The organism is Bacillus sp. SRL543, assembly GCF_984799205.1.
In genome coordinates this window covers 2,652,751-2,669,711 of the sequence record NZ_OZ481794.1, presented here as the reverse complement: position 1 = coordinate 2,669,711, position 16,961 = coordinate 2,652,751, and the positions used below count along the sequence as shown (strand labels likewise).

The following is a 16,961-nucleotide window of genomic DNA, read 5'->3' as shown; positions in this document are numbered from 1 at the left end:
TACTGTCACTAATGTTGAAAGGAGCTTCTTTATGGCAGCGACATCCGTAAATGTTTTAAGGAACTTTATAAATGGCAAATGGGTGGATGCAAAAACAGAAAGGTTTGAAGCTGTTCCCAATCCTGCAACGGGGGAGGAACTGGCGCGCACACCGATTTCTTCCCGGGAAGATGTGGAAGATGCGGTACAGGCAGCCAGGGATGCCTATCAAACATGGAGCAAAACTCCGGTACCCAAAAGAGCAAGAATTCTATTCAAATATCAGCAGCTGTTGATAGACAATTGGGACGCACTTGCAAAGCTGATCACACAGGAAAACGGGAAAAATTATAAAGAAGCGTATGGCGAGGTACAGCGGGGGATTGAATGTGTGGAGTTTGCAGCAGGAGCTCCATCCCTAATGATGGGCAAGCAGCTGCCTGATATAGCGACAAATATTGAGTCCGGGATGTATCGCTATCCTGTTGGCGTCATCGGCGGCATCACACCATTCAATTTTCCTATGATGGTCCCTTGCTGGATGTTCCCGCTGGCAATCGCGTGCGGAAACACATTTGTACTGAAGCCTTCCGAAAGGACTCCGCTACTCGCAAACCGTTTGGCAGAGCTATTTGACGAAGCGGGCCTCCCGGGCGGCGTTTTCAATATTGTGCATGGAGCCCATGAGGTTGTTAACAGCCTTATTGAACACCAGGATGTTCCGGCCATATCATTTGTAGGCTCTCAGCCTGTTGCCGAGTACATATATAAATCTGCCTCTGCGAAGGGCAAGCGGGTCCAGGCGCTGGCTGGTGCAAAGAATCATTCGATTGTGATGCCGGATGCGGACCTTGACGGGGCAGTTAAAGAAATCATCGGTGCAGCTTACGGGTCTGCAGGTGAAAGATGCATGGCCTGCTCAGTTGTGGTTGCGGTGGACGGCATCGCTGACGAACTCGTGGCACAGCTGCAGGAGGAGGCAGACAGCCTGACAATGGGAAATGGATTGGATGAAGACATTTTCTTAGGACCTGTCATCCGCCAGGAAAATAAAGAGCGGACTCGAAACTACATTGAAATTGGCGAAAAAGAAGGAGCAGTCCTTGTCCGTGATGGCCGTAAGGACGAAGCACACCATGAAAATGGATACTTTATCGGGCCGACCATTTTTGACCATGTGGACCCATCCATGAAAATCTGGAAAGAAGAAATCTTTGCGCCGGTTCTCTCCATCGTCAGGGTAAAAAGCCTTGAGGAAGCGATTGAGCTGACCAATAAATCGGACTTTGGCAATGGTGCCTGCCTTTTCACCGACAGCGGAAGCAATGTCCGCTATTTCAGGGAAAATATTGAAGTTGGAATGCTCGGTGTCAATATCGGCGTACCTGCCCCTATGGCCTTTTTCCCATTCTCCGGGTGGAAGAACTCTTTCTATGGAGACCTTCATGCCAACGGCTCTGACGGAGTCGAGTTTTATACCAGAAGAAAGATGCTGACTGCCCGCTGGTAAATGGAATGATTGAAAAGACACCTGAAAGAGGGTGTCTTTTCTATTTCATAAGCTTGCCGGAAGTTGTCTGAAAGGAGACATAATGTCCTTTAAAGGGCAAAGCCTAGTTTTCTTCAATAACTCATGGAAATTAGATGCATACTTTCAGCAATCCAAACAACAATAAAAAGGCAAGTATTAAAAGTGCGGCTTGAAAATGATGTTATGGAGTGCTGAAGATGAGCTATAACGAATATTGGGACAAGATATTTCAGTTGGGCGAAGAGATGAATTCTCTGATTGATTCGTATTGGAAGAATTATTCCGGTCCAGGTACATGGCAATTCTGGGCAGTGGTATTTCTTCTGGTGCTGCCGCTTTTTATATTATATTTTACAGTTGACCGCAAAAGGATTTTTGAGGTGTTCTTTTTCGGCTTTGTCGTACATGCTCTGTGGACTTATACGGATATTGTGCTGGGCAATTACACCCTCCTTGTTCATACATACTATATACTTCCTGTTTTCCCGTATGCTTTTGATATTACGATGTCAGTACTCCCTGTCGGATACATGCTGATCTATCAGTACTGCACCAGCCGCGGCAAGAGTTTTATCCTGTATACTGTCATTCTCAGTGCAATATACTCCTTGGTATTTGCCTCAATAGAAAAGGCGCTTGGTATGTTAGAGCTGAATAAAGGAATGAATCTCTTTTATTTGTTTTTAATTGATTTAGCTATTGCCTTTGTTGCTTATATTGGTACCAGGCTGGTTCGGAATGCTCAAATCAGGGGAAATCTGGAATGAAAAAGAGGAAATGGCCAGCAGCCATTTCCTCTTCTTAATTGCTATTTTTCCCCATAATACTCGTCAATGGCTCTCAGCCAGTTTGTCCTGGCAACATGTGAGGCTTTTTCTGTGTTTTTCTCTTCAAAAGCTTTGATGATCTCTTCATGCTCATCGATCGAGCGGGACTTTAAAATAATCGTCTTATTATAATACAGCCGCATAACATGGGCCTGCAGAGAAGATACATAGCTGGTAATGTAAGGATTGTCGGCTTTCTCAATGATGAGGTTATGAAATTGCTCATCCTGTTTCAGTGCTGAAAAGGTATCGCCCTTTAAGAGTGAGTCCGCGAAAGAACGATTGATAAACCTCAGCTTTTCAACTGTGGCGCTGTCCATTGACGGAGCTGCAAGCTCTGCAGCCAGTGCCTGGAGAGACCCAAGCGGAGGCAATATTTTATTGATATCTTCCGGATTGATGGTTGTGACCTGAGTGCCGACGCCAGGGAACATTTCTACGAACCCCTGGACGCTGAGGAGCTGGAGCGCTTCCCTGATCGGTGTGCGGCTGACGCCGAGCGCTTTGGCAAGATCGGCATCATTTAATTTCTCCTGCGGCTTCAAGGTGCCGTCAATGATCCATTCCTGGATTTGCAGGAAGGCGCGGTCTTTGGCCGAAAGGCGTACAGGGGAGGCAAAATTGGCAGGGATGGGCATCTATCTTCACCTCTAGTATTTTCATAAATTAGTATATTTTTTACTGTATTATACATTTAGTATATAGACTACGATAGAAAAATTCAATATATTGCATAAACCGACAATTTTCTTTATGCGATATATTGCATACGGTCGGTTCCTGTGTTATCTTGGGTTATGCAATATATTACGTGATAATAAAATTGCTTTTTTCATTTTCAGAAATTTTAAAGTTGATAGATAATAAATCAGCCAGAATCTTTCACATAAAGGAGAATTAATTGGATGGGAACTAAAATACCGTTTTCTTATGTAGTCGCCGTAGGCTTTATGTTATTTGCACTTTTCTTTGGGGCAGGCAATCTCATTTTCCCAGCGATGCTCGGACAGTCTGCAGGTACCAGTATCTGGTCAGCCAATGCAGGCTTTATAGTCACTGGCGTCGGACTGCCGTTATTAGGGATATTGGCACTTGGCTTTTCTGGAAAAAGCGATCTGCAGTCGCTGGCAGGAAGGGTGCATCCAGCATTCAGCGCGGTGTTTACGATGCTTTTGTATTTGTCCATTGGGCCGCTTTTTGCCATTCCGAGGACAGCAACCGTTTCATTTGAAATGGGCGTAAAGCCGTTTTTAACCGGGCACAGCACAATCGGACTGATTGTTTTTTCTGTTCTGTTTTTTGCAGTAACAGGCTTCTTTTCTTTAAAGTCTTCCAAGATTGTTGATATTGTCGGTAAATACCTGACCCCGATCCTGCTGATTGTAGTAGGCATTTTGATCATTGCCGCTTTTTTCAATCCTATGGGTTCTTTCCAATCACCAGGTGAAAATTATTTAGCTAATACCTTTTTTAAAGGTTTCCAGGAAGGCTATCTGACTATGGATGCCCTGGCCGCGTTCGTATTTGGCATCATTGTTGTCGATGCAGTAAAAGAAAGAGGGGCCGCCTCCAGAAAAGAAATCATGGTTTCAATAGCTAAAGCAGGTCTTATTGCAGCAGCACTTCTTGCTGTTATCTATACCTCGCTGTCTTATATTGGCGCATCAAGCGTGGGTGAGCTTGGCAGGCTTGATAATGGCGGAGCCGTGTTATCCGGTGCATCTGAATATTATTTTGGTTCATTCGGCGCCCTGCTTTTAAGCATCATTGTTCTAGGGGCCTGCCTGACAACGAGCATCGGTCTCGTGACAGCTTGTTCATCTTATTTCCATAAAGTGTTTCCTTCGGTCTCTTACACAGTTTTTGTTGTTATTTTGTCTGTATTCAGCGCCGTCTTCTCCAATATCGGGCTCAGCCAGCTGATCAGCATTTCCGTCCCTGTTTTGACAGGAATCTATCCTTTAGCCATCTGCATGATGTTCCTTACCTTCCTGCATCCTCTTTTCAAAGGGAAAAAGGAAGTATACCAGGTAAGCATGCTGCTCACTTTCATCGTCAGCTTATTCGACGGATTAAAGGCTGCAGGCCTAAGCTTTGGACCGATTGAAGAGGTATTCAGCGCAATGCTGCCATTATATGAAGTCGGACTTGGTTGGATTATGCCGGCTGCAGCGGGTGCAGTGATCGGATATTTTGTGGCTGCCATTCGAAGCGGCGGTGTTTCGCAGGCTAAAGAAAGTCTTTGATAGAAAGAAAGACCTCCTTTGCGGGAGGTTTTTTGTTTCTGGGGGGTGTGGGTTGTGGAGAGCTATGGAATTAAGGTTGAGAGAAAAGCTGGAACCACTATTTCAGGAAGAAGGGAGAATAGTGGTTCTAGAGGAGAGAGCTGGAACCACTATTTCAGGAAGAAGGGAGAATAGTGGTTCTAGAGGCGATAGCTGGAACCACTATCTCAGGAAGAGGAGAGAATAGTGGTTTCAGAAACAGTGAACAGCAAAGTTCAAGCCCCGCAGCAGGGGGAAAAATCCAAAGTATGGTAAGGTAATAGTATGACAGAAAGAAGGAGTGAGGAATGTTGGTTAATGGGATACCTGAAGTGAAGCTTAATGACGGACTGTCCATTCCGGCGATTGGGCTGGGTACATATCAATTAAAAGGGAGTGCAGGCGTTGAGTCGATCCGCAAGGCGATTGATGAGGGAGGATACCGCCTGCTCGATTCTGCATATAACTATGAAAATGAGGGGACAGTCGGCGAAGCTGTAAAAAGAAGCTCTGTATCCAGGGAGGATTTGCTCATCACTTCGAAGCTCCCGGGGCGCTATCATGAATCAGCAAAAGGGATGATGGCGATTGAGGAATCTCTTTACAGAGCAGGCTTGGATTATTATGATATTTATTTGATCCACTGGCCAAACCCGAAGAAAGAATTGTATGTTGAAGCATGGCAAACATTAATAGAAGCTAAGAAAAAAGGGTATATCCGTTCAATCGGCGTCTGCAATTTCCTGCCGGAGCATCTGGACAGGCTGGAGAAGGAGACAGGGGTCAAGCCGAGCATGAACCAGGTCGAATTGCATCCTTATTTCAACCAGGAGGAACAGCGCGCCTACCATGAGAAGCACGGTATTCTGACAGAATCTTGGAGCCCGCTTGCCCGCGGCAGCGATCTTCTCGGAAATGAAGATATTCAAAAGATTGCTGAAAATCATGGGAAATCCATTGCGCAGGTGGTTCTCCGCTGGCACTATCAGCTTGGGGCTGTATCCATTCCTAAATCATCTTCAGCAGAAAGACAGAAAGAGAATATTTCCATCTTTGATTTTGAACTGGACGGACAGGATATGGCCGCCATTTCAAAATTAAGCCATCCCGGCGGCAGGCTGCATGACCAGGATCCGGCTGAATATGAGGAATTCTGATCAAAAATGAGCTGGCTTCAGCTCATTTTTTTTGCCTGAATTTTAGTATATTGGGGGGATTGCCTGCTCTCCATGTCGAAATAAGTTGTTAAAAGAAAGGGGCTGGCGGGATGCAGACTAATACGACGAGTAACAAGAGAATAGTTGAACTGGACGAAATCAACCTGATAGGCTTTCGTGTACTGTGTGAGGGAAGCCGATACATAGAGGAAATACCAAAGGCAGCTAAAAGGCTGCAGGAACGGGCTTCGGAAATCCACAATACGACGGGAAATGGACGGCAGATTGGGGCATTTATTGTTGATGCTTATTCTGAAGATAAAGATGGCTATTGGATCGGGATAGAAGCTGACCAAAACTATTCGGTACCGGAAGGAATGACGAGTCTAAGCGTCCCGCCTCAGCGGTATGCTGCCATCCTTCATCATGGTCCCAACAGCGAGATGCGAAAAAGCTATGAAAAGTTGCACACCTGGATTGAAGCAGAAGGGTTTGAAAGGGCCAATGACCGCTGGAATCTGGAAATTTATGATCAAAACAGCAACCCCGATAATCTTGAAAGTGTAAATGTGGAGCTTTTGGATTCTATTAAATAAAGGAAGCCTGGATTTTCTTCCAGGCAATCATGTCTATTTTTTAATTGGGCGCTGCAGGGTCAGGATTTCTTCTTCCATGGAAGCAAACTGCTGTTCCACAAGAATCTTGGCATCTGATACCGCGCTATTATAAAAATGCGGTGCAAGGGATTGTTTTACGAAATCGAGCACTCTTTCAGCCGCGAATTCTGAGATTTCTTCATCACGCTCCTGCAGGAAAAACTCCTGGATATCGGAAATCATGGTTTGCTGCTGTTCTTTTGTCAGCTTGATAAACATATAGACCACTCCTTAGGTTTTGCACCTACTATATTACGGAAACAGAGCAAATCCAAGACTGTTATTTTTCTTAAATATATGTACAGCAGGTGATTGGTGAAGAACTGCCTGGAATAGAATGATAGAGATGGCAAATAGAAGGGGGAGCAAGGCGATGAAATTTCTGCTGAGTGAAGCAATAGAAGTGCTGGAGCGGACACCCCAGGTGAGGGCAAGGGAGCTGGTTTCCACATGGGCGGTGCACGATCTCACCCATTTTTCACAGATCGCAAAGGTCATGGCTGAGAGATATCGGGAGGATGTTGGCCCTTGGTCAGAATATCTCGGTAATTTCAGCAAGTACCGAAATGCCATGTTAGGAGAAAAATAGTGAGAATCCGAAGAATGTTCTTTTCCTTAAGCATTTTATTTCTATTAACTGCGGCATATCCAGGCATCACTGGAGCGACCAAATGGGTGAGCAGCTTTGTTGTGTGGGAAGGCTATCAGTATACAGTTCAGGAAGAATATATAGAAGAACATGAAATTGAGTCAGAAATCGGGGAAGTAACAGCCTATTCTGACATGGAGCCTTTGGGAGGTAATTTTTCCAATAAGTTCCAGAAAGGAAGCAAATATTTTTCGATAAAAGGTGTCAGTACAGAAGAATCGATTGCGGTAGAAGCAGAAAGCGGGACGTATGTAAGAGCTGACAGGGGCAGAGAATATACATTTGCTAATGAGGAAAATGAATCTCGATGGCTGCTCATCCCAGGTCTTGCTGTTATTTTCTTACTGCTGATGGCGGCAACAGTTATAGCAGAAGCAAAGCTTAAGAAATGAGGAGGAGCCATGTCTAAATATATCAGCATCTTTTTTCTGGGAATCGGGTCCAGCATCATCCTGTTTTTTATCTTTGGGAGCCTTTTTGATGGCGGAGACCCGGCAGAAGTCGCTGCCATAACATTTGGCTGCATAAATATCATTCTGTTTTCATTTATCATTGCGTTTATGTATTATATTATCGATCTGATCAAAAAACTGAAATAGGCACCAGTGTATGGTGCCTATCATTCTGTCAGCTTAGATTCTTCTGCAGTTGCGGTTATTATTAGGGTCCCTGCCGCAATCGAAATTTTCCACGATGGTTTCGTTTACTGTCCTTTCAGTGACTGGAAAGTAATTCTCGTTGCGGATGATGGTGCGGTTGACATTCACGATTTCCGTCGGATGAATTCTTCTGATTGTTTGTGTGCGGGTATTGTTGCGGACAACCGTTTCCGTCGGGCTTACAATCGTTTTGTCAGCAGCAGCGCGTTCACGGCATCTTCTGCAATTGCATCTCATGATTACACCTCCCTCATCATGCCACTGCATTTATTTTATGATTGAGGGACGGAGCTTGTACTAGATGAAAGCATCATATTTAAGCGGAAGTTGAGGAGATGACAATTATATAATGATTAACGCCTTATTAAGAAGAATGGTCCAGGATGATGGAAACGAGCAGACCAAGGGAGGCGGCAAGCCCTGTAACAGGACCGCTGTCTTCATAGGCTTCAGGCATCATAGTGGAAGCGATCATGCTAATGATTCCCCCGCCGGCAAAAGAAGCGATTCCTGCCATCACTTCAGCAGGTGCCCCGTTGAGAAGGCTGTATCCTGAAAGGGATGCCATGGCAGAGATGGCGAGGACCGTGAACCAGAGCAGAAAAATTTTTGTGTTGGAATAGCCGCTTTTCTTCATGCCGGCTGTACTGGAAAGGCCTTCCGGAATATTGCTGATGAAGATGGCGACGACTAAAAGGAAGCTCACTGACTGCCCCTCGATCAAACTTGCTCCGATCATGATCGATTCAGGAATTGCATCAATGACGGTGCCGATGAAAATGGCCATTCCTCCGCTTCGTGCAGCCATATGGCTGGACCGTTTCCGTTTATCTGCACCTCTCCGGGAAACAATGCTGTCTAGGATGGTAAAAAGGAGGGCGCCCGAGAGAAATCCGATGCTTGTGGCTAGGATGCCGCCTTCAAGGACGGCATTTCCGATCAGTTCATATGATGCAGCACCGATCAGGACCCCCGTGCCGAATGCCATAATCAGCCCAATGAGTTTCTGAGGGATAGGCAGCAGCATCGATGCCAATGCCCCCAATAAGACTGCAGATCCTGAAATTCCTCCCCACAGCATTGCATTCCACATGCTGGCACCTCCTCATGATTGCGGCTTCTCTTAATTTATTTTTTTAGAGTGCACAATTGAAGGGGGAAACATGCTTATCAGTGCTTTATGAAAGTAATGTTAGTCTCCGGCCAGTTTCTTATGGTCAATCCTGAATTTTTGTACCGCTGTTAATAATGTCCAAATATCAGTATGAATAGTGGATGTTTCCGTGTCCAAGTCTAAAAGGATAAATGCCTTCTTTTCGTATGTTATGATGCTGTAGGGAATGTTCTGTTGGTTTGATAGAGTGAGGGAGATTTCGGTCTGCGGGTATTTTTCCAGGATTTTCAGCAGCTCTTTTAATTGATCTTCTTCCAAGCTCAGGACTCCTTCTTTTGGATATGGCATTCATAAAAGGATAACAGAGGTTTAGTGCGGCTTCCTGTTTGAATGTGCTGGAGATTGTTTTACTGATGCACTTTTCAGTATATTGTCTTAGGGCTTATACCATGCATCTTTATCATGACAGCCACATTTTCATTCGTCCTGAACTGGTGTCTTAAGTGGCCCGTTGTTAATGTTATGCAAAGAAAGGAGAGACACGTTGCCGCTCCAGTTCTTTGCCGTGATCAACCTCACATATTCGTTTTAGGATTTGTATTGAATTTTCCGTTTTTATTTTCCTTTTCTTGCCCATGCACCTGGTCTCCGCCATCGCCTTTTTCCTTTGCAATCTTTCCTCCCAGGCTTACATTTGGAAATTCCTTTTCTGCCATTCCAATCACCTCCATAACAGTAAATTACCCATCTGGAAGGATTTTATTTTATGCTTGATCACCTGGATTTGCTGCAGGCTGCAAGTCATTGACAAATAACGGTTTTTAATATCTAATAGTATTAGATAAAATAATAAAAGGTGCTGGTTATGGATTATAAAAATTTAGTGGATGAGTTTTTTAAGAATATAAGCAAATCGCCGAAGATGCCTTTCCAGAAGAAAATCAATGACCTTTCATACGGGGAAAGAAGTATATTGGGGTACCTGACCTTTATACATAATAACGTTACTTCAGGCGAACTGAGTGAAAAGCTGTGCCTTTCGACTCCGAGAGTTGCAGCCGCACTCAAAAATCTGGCAAAGAAGGAATATATCGAACGGAACAGGGATGAGAATGACAAACGCCTTGTAATTGTTTCGATAACGCCAATCGGCAGAACCTTTGTCATGGAAGAGCATGAAGAAGCAAAGAAAGTTGTTGAGCAGACCTTCAGGAAACTCGGGGAACATGATGCGAAAGAGTTTGTCCGCATTGTAAAACGCATTGAAGAAATCCATAAAGAAATGGAATGAATCATATCCGCTGAATGGTATTCATGCGTATATGATATCTAATACTGTTAGGTAAAGTGAAATCAGGGGGGGATTTGCCGGATGCTTGCTATGTTTAGGCATTTCAAAGGGAAAGATTGGCTGCTCGTTTTATGCAGCTTAGTATTTATCATTGTACAGGTATGGCTGGATCTGAAGCTGCCTGAATATTTACATGAAATCACCATGCTGGTGCAGACGGAAGGTAGCAGTATGGGAGATGTCCTCGTTCAGGGCGGATTTATGCTTTTATGTGCCATCGGCAGTATGGCGGCTGCCATGATTGTCGGCTTTTTTGCCGCGCAGGTTGCTGCCGGGTTCGCCGTCCGCCTGCGAGGGATGGTGTTTGAGAAAACAATGTCCTTTTCAATGGAGGAAATCAATGGATTTTCAACTCCAAGCCTCATCACCCGCTCCACAAATGACATTATGCAAATCCAGCTATTGATTGCTGTTGGGCTGCAGGCGATTGTAAAGGCGCCGATACTGGCTGTTTGGGCAATTTTAAAAATCATGGGCAAGAGCTGGCAGTGGACGGCAGCGACCGGTATTGCTGTTGCTGTCCTTATGGTGATGCTTGCTGTGATCATTGTGATTGCACTCCCTAAATTCAAAGTGATCCAGACTCTTACCGACAACCTGAATCGCGTAACCAGGGAAAACCTTACCGGAATCCGGGTTGTCAGGGCTTATAATGCTGAGGAATTCCAGGAAGATAAGTTTGATAAAGCAAACAGCGAGCTGACGAGGACAAATCTTTTTACAGGAAGGACCATGGCGATCATGATGCCGGTCATGACTCTCATCATGTCAGGTATCAATCTTGCCATTTACTGGATTGGAGCTTTTATTATCAATAATGCTGCAATGCCTGTCAAATTGACCCTTTTTTCAGACATGGTCGTTTTCTCTTCTTACAGCATGCAGGTCATAATGGCATTTATGATGCTGTCGATTATCTTTGTGATGCTGCCGCGTGCGACGGTATCCGCAAAAAGGATCAATGAGGTGCTGCAAACCGATTCCAAAATTCTTGACGGCAGCTTAAGCGGGAACAATGCAAAAGCTGCAGGGGAGATTGAATTCCGGAATGTCAGCTTTAAATACCCGGATGCTTCGGACTATATTCTCAAGGACATCAGCTTTTCTGCCCATAAAGGGGAAACTGTCGCTTTTATCGGATCAACAGGCAGCGGAAAAAGCACCCTGCTGAACCTGATTCCCCGCTTTTATGATGCAACAGAAGGCGAGGTACTGGTCGACGGCATCAATGTAAAAGAATACAGGCAGGAAGGTCTCCGCGACAAGCTGGGGTATGTATCCCAGAAGGCTGTACTGTTCAGCGGCACGGTAGCAGAGAATATAGCTTACGGTGCAGGGGGGGCGGAATCTGAAACTGCCGGGAAGGTTAAAAGGGCAGCAGAAATCGCACAGGCCTCGGAATTTGTTGAAAAGCTGGAAGAACAATTTAAAGGAGCGGTCTCACAGGGAGGAACCAATCTGTCCGGGGGACAGAAGCAAAGGCTCTCTATTGCCAGGGCCATTTATAAGGAGCCTGAAATTTATCTGTTTGATGATTCCTTCTCAGCACTTGATTTTAAAACGGACCGGCGTCTGCGCTCCCTCTTGAAAAAAGAAACCAGTGACAGCACAACCCTGATCGTTGCCCAGCGGATCGGAACCATCAAAGATGCAGACCGCATCGTAGTGCTCGACCAAGGGAAGGTAGCCGGCATCGGGACGCATGAAGAATTGCTGGACAGCTGCAGCGTATATCAGGAGATTGCCTATTCTCAGCTGTCAAAGGAGGAACTCGAAATTGGCTGATAAAAAATCTAACCGCAAAATTCAAAAGCAAAAAGGCGGGCCCGGTGCTTTGGGGCCAGAAGGCGGACAGAAGCCAAAGAATTTTAAGAAGACCATTAAAAAGCTGGTTTCCTATTGCAGAGCCTTTCTGCCATATATAGTGACAGCCCTTGTTCTGGCAATGGCCGCATCCATTTTCAGCATCGTCGGTCCAGACCTGTTGAGCAGGATCACCGACCTCATTGCTGAAGGAATGATGACGGAAATTAATTTGGACGAAGTCGTGAAGATAGCCTCTATCCTTGCTTTTTTATATGGGCTCGGCTTTCTTTTCAACTATATTCAAGGTTTTATCATGGCAACAGTCACCCAGCGGGTATCCAAGAACTTAAGGAGCGATTTATCATCCAAAATGAACCGGATGCCGCTGAAATACTTTGATTCAGGCAGCACCGGGGATGTGCTCAGCCGCGTGACAAATGACGTCGACCTGATCGGGCAGACGATGAATCAGAGCTTAAGCACATTGGTCTCGGCCATAACGATGTTCCTCGGAGCGCTCGTCATGATGTTCTATACAAACTGGATCATGGCTGTCTCTGCCATTCTCTCAACATTAATCGGCTTTGTATTTATGAGTTTCTTAATATCCAAGTCGCAGAAATACTTTGCCCAGCAGCAGGCAGAGCTGGGAAGGCTTAACGGGCATATTGAAGAAATATATTCAGGCCACAGCGTTGTAAAAGTATATAACGGAGAGCCAGAAGCAAAGGAAACTTTCCATAAAATCAATACAAGGCTATATGAAAGTGCCTGGAAGTCACAATTCCTTTCAGGGCTCATGATGCCGATCATGATGTTTGTAGGAAATTTAGGATATGTAGTTGTATGTGTTGTCGGTGCCATGTTAGCTGTAAATGGATCGATTACATTTGGTGTCATTGTCGCATTCATGATTTATATACGCTTGTTTACCCAGCCGCTTTCACAGCTGGCCCAGGCAGCGGCAAACCTGCAGTCGACCGCCGCTGCAAGTGAGCGGGTCTTTGAGTTTCTGGCCGAAGACGAACTGGAAAATGAAGGTGATAAGAAAATTGTTCTTACTGATGTCAAAGGGGAAGTTGAATTCAAAAACGTCCGGTTTGGCTACAGCGAAGATAAAATGATCATCCATGATTTTTCTGCTCTCGCAAAAGCAGGGCAGAAAGTGGCGATTGTCGGACCGACAGGAGCAGGAAAAACGACCATCATCAACCTTCTGATGCGCTTTTATGAAGTAAATGGGGGAGAAATCCTGATTGATGGTGTGCCGGCAAAAGAGTTGAGCCGTGAAAAACTGCGCAGCCTGTTCTGCATGGTGCTTCAGGATACATGGCTGTTTGAAGGGACGATCCGTGAAAACATCGTCTATTCCAGTAAAGGGGTAAGTGACCAGGAGGTAGTGGAAGCAGCGAAAGCCGTTGGCCTGCATCATTTTATCCAGACGCTTCCTATGGGATATGATACCATCCTCGATGATAAGGCAAATCTTTCAGCAGGACAGAAGCAGTTAATTACGATCGCACGGGCCATGGTAAAAGATGCGCCGCTCCTGATTCTGGATGAAGCGACAAGCTCTGTCGACACACGGACAGAAGTATTGATCCAGGAGGCGATGGATAAGCTGACAGCAGGCAAAACATCCTTCGTCATCGCCCACAGGCTGTCCACCATCAAAAATGCAGACCTGATTCTCGTCATGAAAGACGGAGACATCATTGAAAGCGGGAAACATGAGGAACTGCTGGGGCAGAATGGTTTTTATGCTGACTTGTATAATAGCCAATTTGAGGATGCTTCTTAAGAGTCTAGCAGGCCAGACTAAGACCCTCTGAATGCTGAAAAGTAAAACAGAGGGGTTCCAGCTGGCCGAACCAAAGCCCTCTGAATACTGAAAAAAGAAACAGAGGGTACTAGTCAGCCGAACTAAAACCGTCTGAACAGTGAAAAGAGAAACAGAGGGTTTTAGTCAGCTGAACTAAGATCGTCTAAACAGTGAAAAGAGAAACAGAGGGTACTAGTCTTGCGGACTAAGACCGTCTGAACAGTGAAAAGAGAAACAGAGGGTACTAGTCTTGCGGACTAAGACCCTCTGAACAGTGAAAAAAGAAACAGAGGGTACTAGTCTTGCGGACTAAGACCGTCTGAACAGTGAAAAAAGAAACAGAGGGCACTAGTCAGCCGAACTAAGACCGTCTGAACAGTGAAAAAAGAAACAGAGGGTACTAGTCTTGCGGACTAAGACCGTCTGAACAGTGAAAAAAGAAACAGAGGGTACTAGTCAGCGGAACTGAGACCCTCTGAATAGTGAAAAGAGAAACAGAGGGATCTAGTCAGCGAAACTGAGACCCTCTGAATACAGAAAAGTAAAACATAGGGTTCCAGCAAGGTGCTGTTCTAAGATTGTCTGAATAACGAGCGGCGGAACATAGGGCACCGGCAGAACAAGCAAAATCCTCTTAACACTCAGCTGATCTCCATTAGCGATAAACAAAATCAAAACACACCGATTCAGGCTGTCGACTAAAATGACAGCTTTTTTTGCTTTTTATAAAACCTTATTTCGGCCGGAAGATATCCTCCTAGCTCAAACAAAATATTCCTGTGGTTTACAAGCAAATTTAAAGGCAACACAAAATAAAGGAAATATTTTGAAAAACACGAAACCTATCTTAGCCCCCATTCGTAAATATAAGAAAACCACGCTGTAAAGGAGCTGCATATAATGGACAGATCTATCTTTTTATGGATTGCGGGCATTTACCTGCTGCTTTCATTTATTCTTGCTCCCGTTCAATATGGGTATATTAAAGAGCTGAAGAAAATGGATCAGAAACGGAAAGCAGAAGGAAAAGCCCAGGATGAGTTTTATGAGAGCATGTCCTTTGAAAATCAGCTGCTTCATTATAATGCTCAAGGGTTTCTATTTTGGGGAGCGAATCTGATAGCCTCATTATTTTACAGACTCAAAAACAGATAATAATGGAAAGGGCAGCCATTGCAGCGGCCCTTTTTTCCTGGAACAGAGCATTCCATAGACCCGGCAGCTCGCTTTGGGATATAATTCTATTATTCTGAAAAGACAGGAGAATACATATGCAAACTAAATCGCTTCAAGAGTCATACAGCCTGGCTAAATATCCGCTCGCCGGCCATGGCAAACGGAATGTAGAAGTATTGAAAAAGGCATTCGAACATATCAGCGGCAGCATAGAGAGTGAAATATACGGCAAGGGGAAGGTAATCGAGGACTTCCAGGATAAAATGGCAAAACTGCTCGGAAAGGAGGCTGCTGTTTTTTTCCCAAGCGGAACAATGGCACAGCAGATTGCTTTGCGCATCTGGTGTGACGAAAAGGGCGTTGCGAAGGTGGCTTACCATCCTTTAAGCCATCTTGAAATCCATGAAGAAGACGGGCTGAAAGAACTGCACCATATCGAAACAGTCCTGCTCGCAGACAAAACGAGGGTGATTGAACTTAATGATGTCACTGGCATGGAAGAGGATATTGCCTGCCTGCTGCTTGAATTGCCTCAGCGTGAGATCGGCGGACAGCTTCCTGATTACGAGACATTGGAAAAAATATCAGCTTATTGCCGTGAAAAAGGGATCAAACTGCAGCTCGACGGTGCCCGCTTACTGGAAGTGCTTCCGTTTTACAATAAAACAGCCGCAGAAGTGTGTTCACTGTTTGATAGTGTCTATATCTCACTCTACAAAGGAATCGGCGGGATTGCCGGTGCCATTCTTGCCGGAAGTAAAGAGTTCACGGAAAAATCAAAGGTCTGGAAACGCCGGCATGGAGGCGATTTGATCAGCCTATATCCTTACATACTTTCCGCAGATTATTATTTTGACAGGCGTTCAGGAAAAATGGCAGATTACTATCAGGAAGCGAAAGAGCTTGCAAATATGTTCAACAGCTGCGAAGGGATATCTACGTTGCCAGCTGTTCCTGTGTCTAATATGTTTCATGTATATTTCCGGCACCGGAAGGAAGAAATAGAGCCGATCCTGGTGGAAGTCCAGGAAGAAACAGGGGTAGGGTTTACCGGAAATTTAAGAGATAAAGAAGGCCAAGCATGCTATTTTGAGCTCAGCATTGGCGATCTATATGGAGAAGCATCAAAGGATCGGCTGGAGAAAGCATTCGAGCTTCTTAATGAAAAGATGGCAAAGATTTAAGGTGAGTGATTCAGCTTGCTGAAAGGAGCTTTTAGATGACCGAAGTACAGATTTGTCCGCAGTGCGGTTCAGAAGAAAGAGGAACCGGAGAATTTAAAGGCTATGGGTCTATTTTTAAGAAAAAAACCGTCCTGAAATATTCAGAGGTGGACGCCATTTTTTGTGGGAAATGCGGTTATATCCACTTTTTTAAAGTTAGGAATCCCGGGAAGTTACTTTAAATCGAGGAGAGATTATTTTTGGAACAGAGCGCTAAAGTGACTTTTTCAACAAGGATCGCCAAGATAGAAGATGCTAAGAGCCTTTCAGATTTGAGAGTGAAAATCGACGGCGAAACAGAGAACATGGACAGGGAGAGCGGCGAGAATTTTATCAATGAAGAAGGATTTAAGAATATCATTTTAAATGACAGCAAACAGAAGAACCATCTTTTTCTGGTGGCTGAAGCGGATGGCCAACTTGTCGGCTTTTCCCGCTGCGAAGGGTCCAATTTAAAAAGAACGGCCCATAAAGTGGAGTTCGGCGTATGCGTTCTTAAAGAATATTGGGGAAATGGAATCGGTAAGCGACTTCTGATTGATTCGATTCGATGGGCGGAAGACGCAGATATAAAAAAAATCACCCTGCAGGTGCTGGAAACGAATGAAAATGCCATCCGGCTTTATAAAAGGTATGGTTTTGAAATCGAAGGTGTATTGCGGAAGGATAAGCAGCTGTCTGATGGAAACTACTATAACACAATTGTGATGGGCAGAATCATCAACTAAAGTCGGCATGATGAAGAGT

The 16,961-nt window shown here is 44.9% G+C and carries 21 protein-coding genes and 1 pseudogene; 16 read left to right on the top strand and 6 right to left on the bottom strand.

Annotated features, from left to right (window positions below):
* Positions 1–31: 31 nt before the first annotated feature.
* Both AC4E8B_RS13545 and AC4E8B_RS13540 read left to right on the top strand, forming a co-directional pair.
* A complete protein-coding gene (locus tag AC4E8B_RS13545) occupies positions 32–1,489 on the top strand; it encodes a CoA-acylating methylmalonate-semialdehyde dehydrogenase (protein ID WP_490213910.1) in 1,458 nt (485 codons plus the stop codon).
* 218 nt (positions 1,490–1,707) lie between these two features.
* Positions 1,708–2,277 (top strand): hypothetical protein, encoded by a 570-nt coding sequence (locus AC4E8B_RS13540; RefSeq protein WP_490213909.1) that lies wholly within the window; start codon positions 1,708–1,710, stop codon positions 2,275–2,277.
* A gap of 41 nt (positions 2,278–2,318) precedes the next feature.
* Here the strand turns inward: AC4E8B_RS13540 and AC4E8B_RS13535 are convergent, their stop codons facing one another.
* Positions 2,319–2,975 carry a GntR family transcriptional regulator gene (locus tag AC4E8B_RS13535; RefSeq protein ID WP_490213908.1) on the bottom strand — a complete coding sequence of 219 codons (657 nt, stop codon included), beginning with the start codon at positions 2,973–2,975 and terminating at the stop codon, positions 2,319–2,321.
* Between the two features lie 267 nt (positions 2,976–3,242).
* On the opposite strand from AC4E8B_RS13535, the gene brnQ reads away from it, so the two are divergent.
* The 4 genes from brnQ to AC4E8B_RS13515 all read left to right on the top strand — a co-directional run bounded on the left by brnQ (position 3,243) and on the right by AC4E8B_RS13515 (position 6,354).
* Positions 3,243–4,583 (top strand): branched-chain amino acid transport system II carrier protein, encoded by a 1,341-nt coding sequence (brnQ, locus tag AC4E8B_RS13530; protein WP_490213907.1) that lies wholly within the window; start codon positions 3,243–3,245, stop codon positions 4,581–4,583.
* A gap of 64 nt (positions 4,584–4,647) precedes the next feature.
* Positions 4,648–4,809: a hypothetical protein gene (locus tag AC4E8B_RS13525; protein WP_490213906.1), complete on the top strand. Its 162-nt coding sequence runs from the start codon at positions 4,648–4,650 to the stop codon at positions 4,807–4,809.
* A gap of 103 nt (positions 4,810–4,912) precedes the next feature.
* Positions 4,913–5,758 (top strand): aldo/keto reductase, encoded by an 846-nt coding sequence (locus AC4E8B_RS13520; RefSeq protein WP_490219670.1) that lies wholly within the window; start codon positions 4,913–4,915, stop codon positions 5,756–5,758.
* Between the two features lie 110 nt (positions 5,759–5,868).
* Positions 5,869–6,354 (top strand): GyrI-like domain-containing protein, encoded by a 486-nt coding sequence (locus AC4E8B_RS13515; protein ID WP_490213905.1) that lies wholly within the window; start codon positions 5,869–5,871, stop codon positions 6,352–6,354.
* A 33-nt stretch (positions 6,355–6,387) separates the two neighbouring features.
* Here the strand turns inward: AC4E8B_RS13515 and AC4E8B_RS13510 are convergent, their stop codons facing one another.
* Positions 6,388–6,633 carry a DUF2164 domain-containing protein gene (locus AC4E8B_RS13510; protein ID WP_490213904.1) on the bottom strand — a complete coding sequence of 82 codons (246 nt, stop codon included), beginning with the start codon at positions 6,631–6,633 and terminating at the stop codon, positions 6,388–6,390.
* Between the two features lie 205 nt (positions 6,634–6,838).
* Here AC4E8B_RS13510 and AC4E8B_RS13505 point away from each other — a divergent pair.
* From AC4E8B_RS13505 to AC4E8B_RS13495, 3 genes and pseudogenes are all read left to right on the top strand, one after another.
* Positions 6,839–7,003: pseudogene (locus AC4E8B_RS13505) on the top strand (DinB family protein); the annotation flags it as partial.
* Positions 7,003–7,455 (top strand): hypothetical protein, encoded by a 453-nt coding sequence (locus AC4E8B_RS13500; RefSeq protein WP_490213903.1) that lies wholly within the window; start codon positions 7,003–7,005, stop codon positions 7,453–7,455. The pseudogene AC4E8B_RS13505 and the gene AC4E8B_RS13500, both read left to right, overlap by 1 nt.
* Positions 7,456–7,464: 9 nt before the next feature.
* Positions 7,465–7,662 (top strand): hypothetical protein, encoded by a 198-nt coding sequence (locus tag AC4E8B_RS13495; RefSeq protein ID WP_490213902.1) that lies wholly within the window; start codon positions 7,465–7,467, stop codon positions 7,660–7,662.
* A gap of 33 nt (positions 7,663–7,695) precedes the next feature.
* Here AC4E8B_RS13495 and AC4E8B_RS13490 read toward each other — a convergent pair whose 3' ends face one another.
* From AC4E8B_RS13490 to AC4E8B_RS13475, 4 genes are all read right to left on the bottom strand, one after another.
* Positions 7,696–7,959 carry a CotD family spore coat protein gene (locus AC4E8B_RS13490; RefSeq protein WP_490213901.1) on the bottom strand — a complete coding sequence of 88 codons (264 nt, stop codon included), beginning with the start codon at positions 7,957–7,959 and terminating at the stop codon, positions 7,696–7,698.
* 127 nt (positions 7,960–8,086) lie between these two features.
* Entirely contained in the window at positions 8,087–8,815 is a 729-nt protein-coding gene (locus AC4E8B_RS13485; protein WP_490213900.1) for a ZIP family metal transporter, read from the bottom strand.
* A 99-nt stretch (positions 8,816–8,914) separates the two neighbouring features.
* Positions 8,915–9,154 (bottom strand): hypothetical protein, encoded by a 240-nt coding sequence (locus AC4E8B_RS13480; protein ID WP_490213899.1) that lies wholly within the window; start codon positions 9,152–9,154, stop codon positions 8,915–8,917.
* Positions 9,155–9,411: 257 nt separating this feature from the next.
* Complete coding sequence (locus AC4E8B_RS13475; RefSeq protein ID WP_490213898.1) at positions 9,412–9,552, bottom strand: hypothetical protein; 141 nt, start codon at positions 9,550–9,552, stop codon at positions 9,412–9,414.
* 149 nt (positions 9,553–9,701) lie between these two features.
* Here AC4E8B_RS13475 and AC4E8B_RS13470 point away from each other — a divergent pair, with 149 nt between their 5' ends.
* From AC4E8B_RS13470 to AC4E8B_RS13440, 7 genes are all read left to right on the top strand, one after another.
* Complete coding sequence (locus AC4E8B_RS13470) at positions 9,702–10,127, top strand: MarR family winged helix-turn-helix transcriptional regulator (RefSeq protein WP_490213897.1); 426 nt, start codon at positions 9,702–9,704, stop codon at positions 10,125–10,127.
* An 81-nt stretch (positions 10,128–10,208) separates the two neighbouring features.
* A complete protein-coding gene (locus tag AC4E8B_RS13465) occupies positions 10,209–11,972 on the top strand; it encodes an ABC transporter ATP-binding protein (RefSeq protein WP_490213896.1) in 1,764 nt (587 codons plus the stop codon).
* Entirely contained in the window at positions 11,890–13,794 is a 1,905-nt protein-coding gene (locus AC4E8B_RS13460) for an ABC transporter ATP-binding protein (protein WP_490213895.1), read from the top strand. Before AC4E8B_RS13465 ends, AC4E8B_RS13460 begins: the two co-directional genes overlap by 83 nt.
* Before the next feature lie 921 nt (positions 13,795–14,715).
* A complete protein-coding gene (locus AC4E8B_RS13455; protein ID WP_490213894.1) occupies positions 14,716–14,970 on the top strand; it encodes a DUF3949 domain-containing protein in 255 nt (84 codons plus the stop codon).
* 116 nt (positions 14,971–15,086) lie between these two features.
* Entirely contained in the window at positions 15,087–16,175 is a 1,089-nt protein-coding gene (locus AC4E8B_RS13450) for a threonine aldolase family protein (RefSeq protein WP_490213893.1), read from the top strand.
* A gap of 35 nt (positions 16,176–16,210) precedes the next feature.
* Positions 16,211–16,396: a zinc ribbon domain-containing protein gene (locus AC4E8B_RS13445; protein WP_490213892.1), complete on the top strand. Its 186-nt coding sequence runs from the start codon at positions 16,211–16,213 to the stop codon at positions 16,394–16,396.
* An 18-nt stretch (positions 16,397–16,414) separates the two neighbouring features.
* A complete protein-coding gene (locus AC4E8B_RS13440; protein WP_490213891.1) occupies positions 16,415–16,942 on the top strand; it encodes a GNAT family N-acetyltransferase in 528 nt (175 codons plus the stop codon).
* The last annotated feature ends 19 nt before the right edge of the window (positions 16,943–16,961 follow it).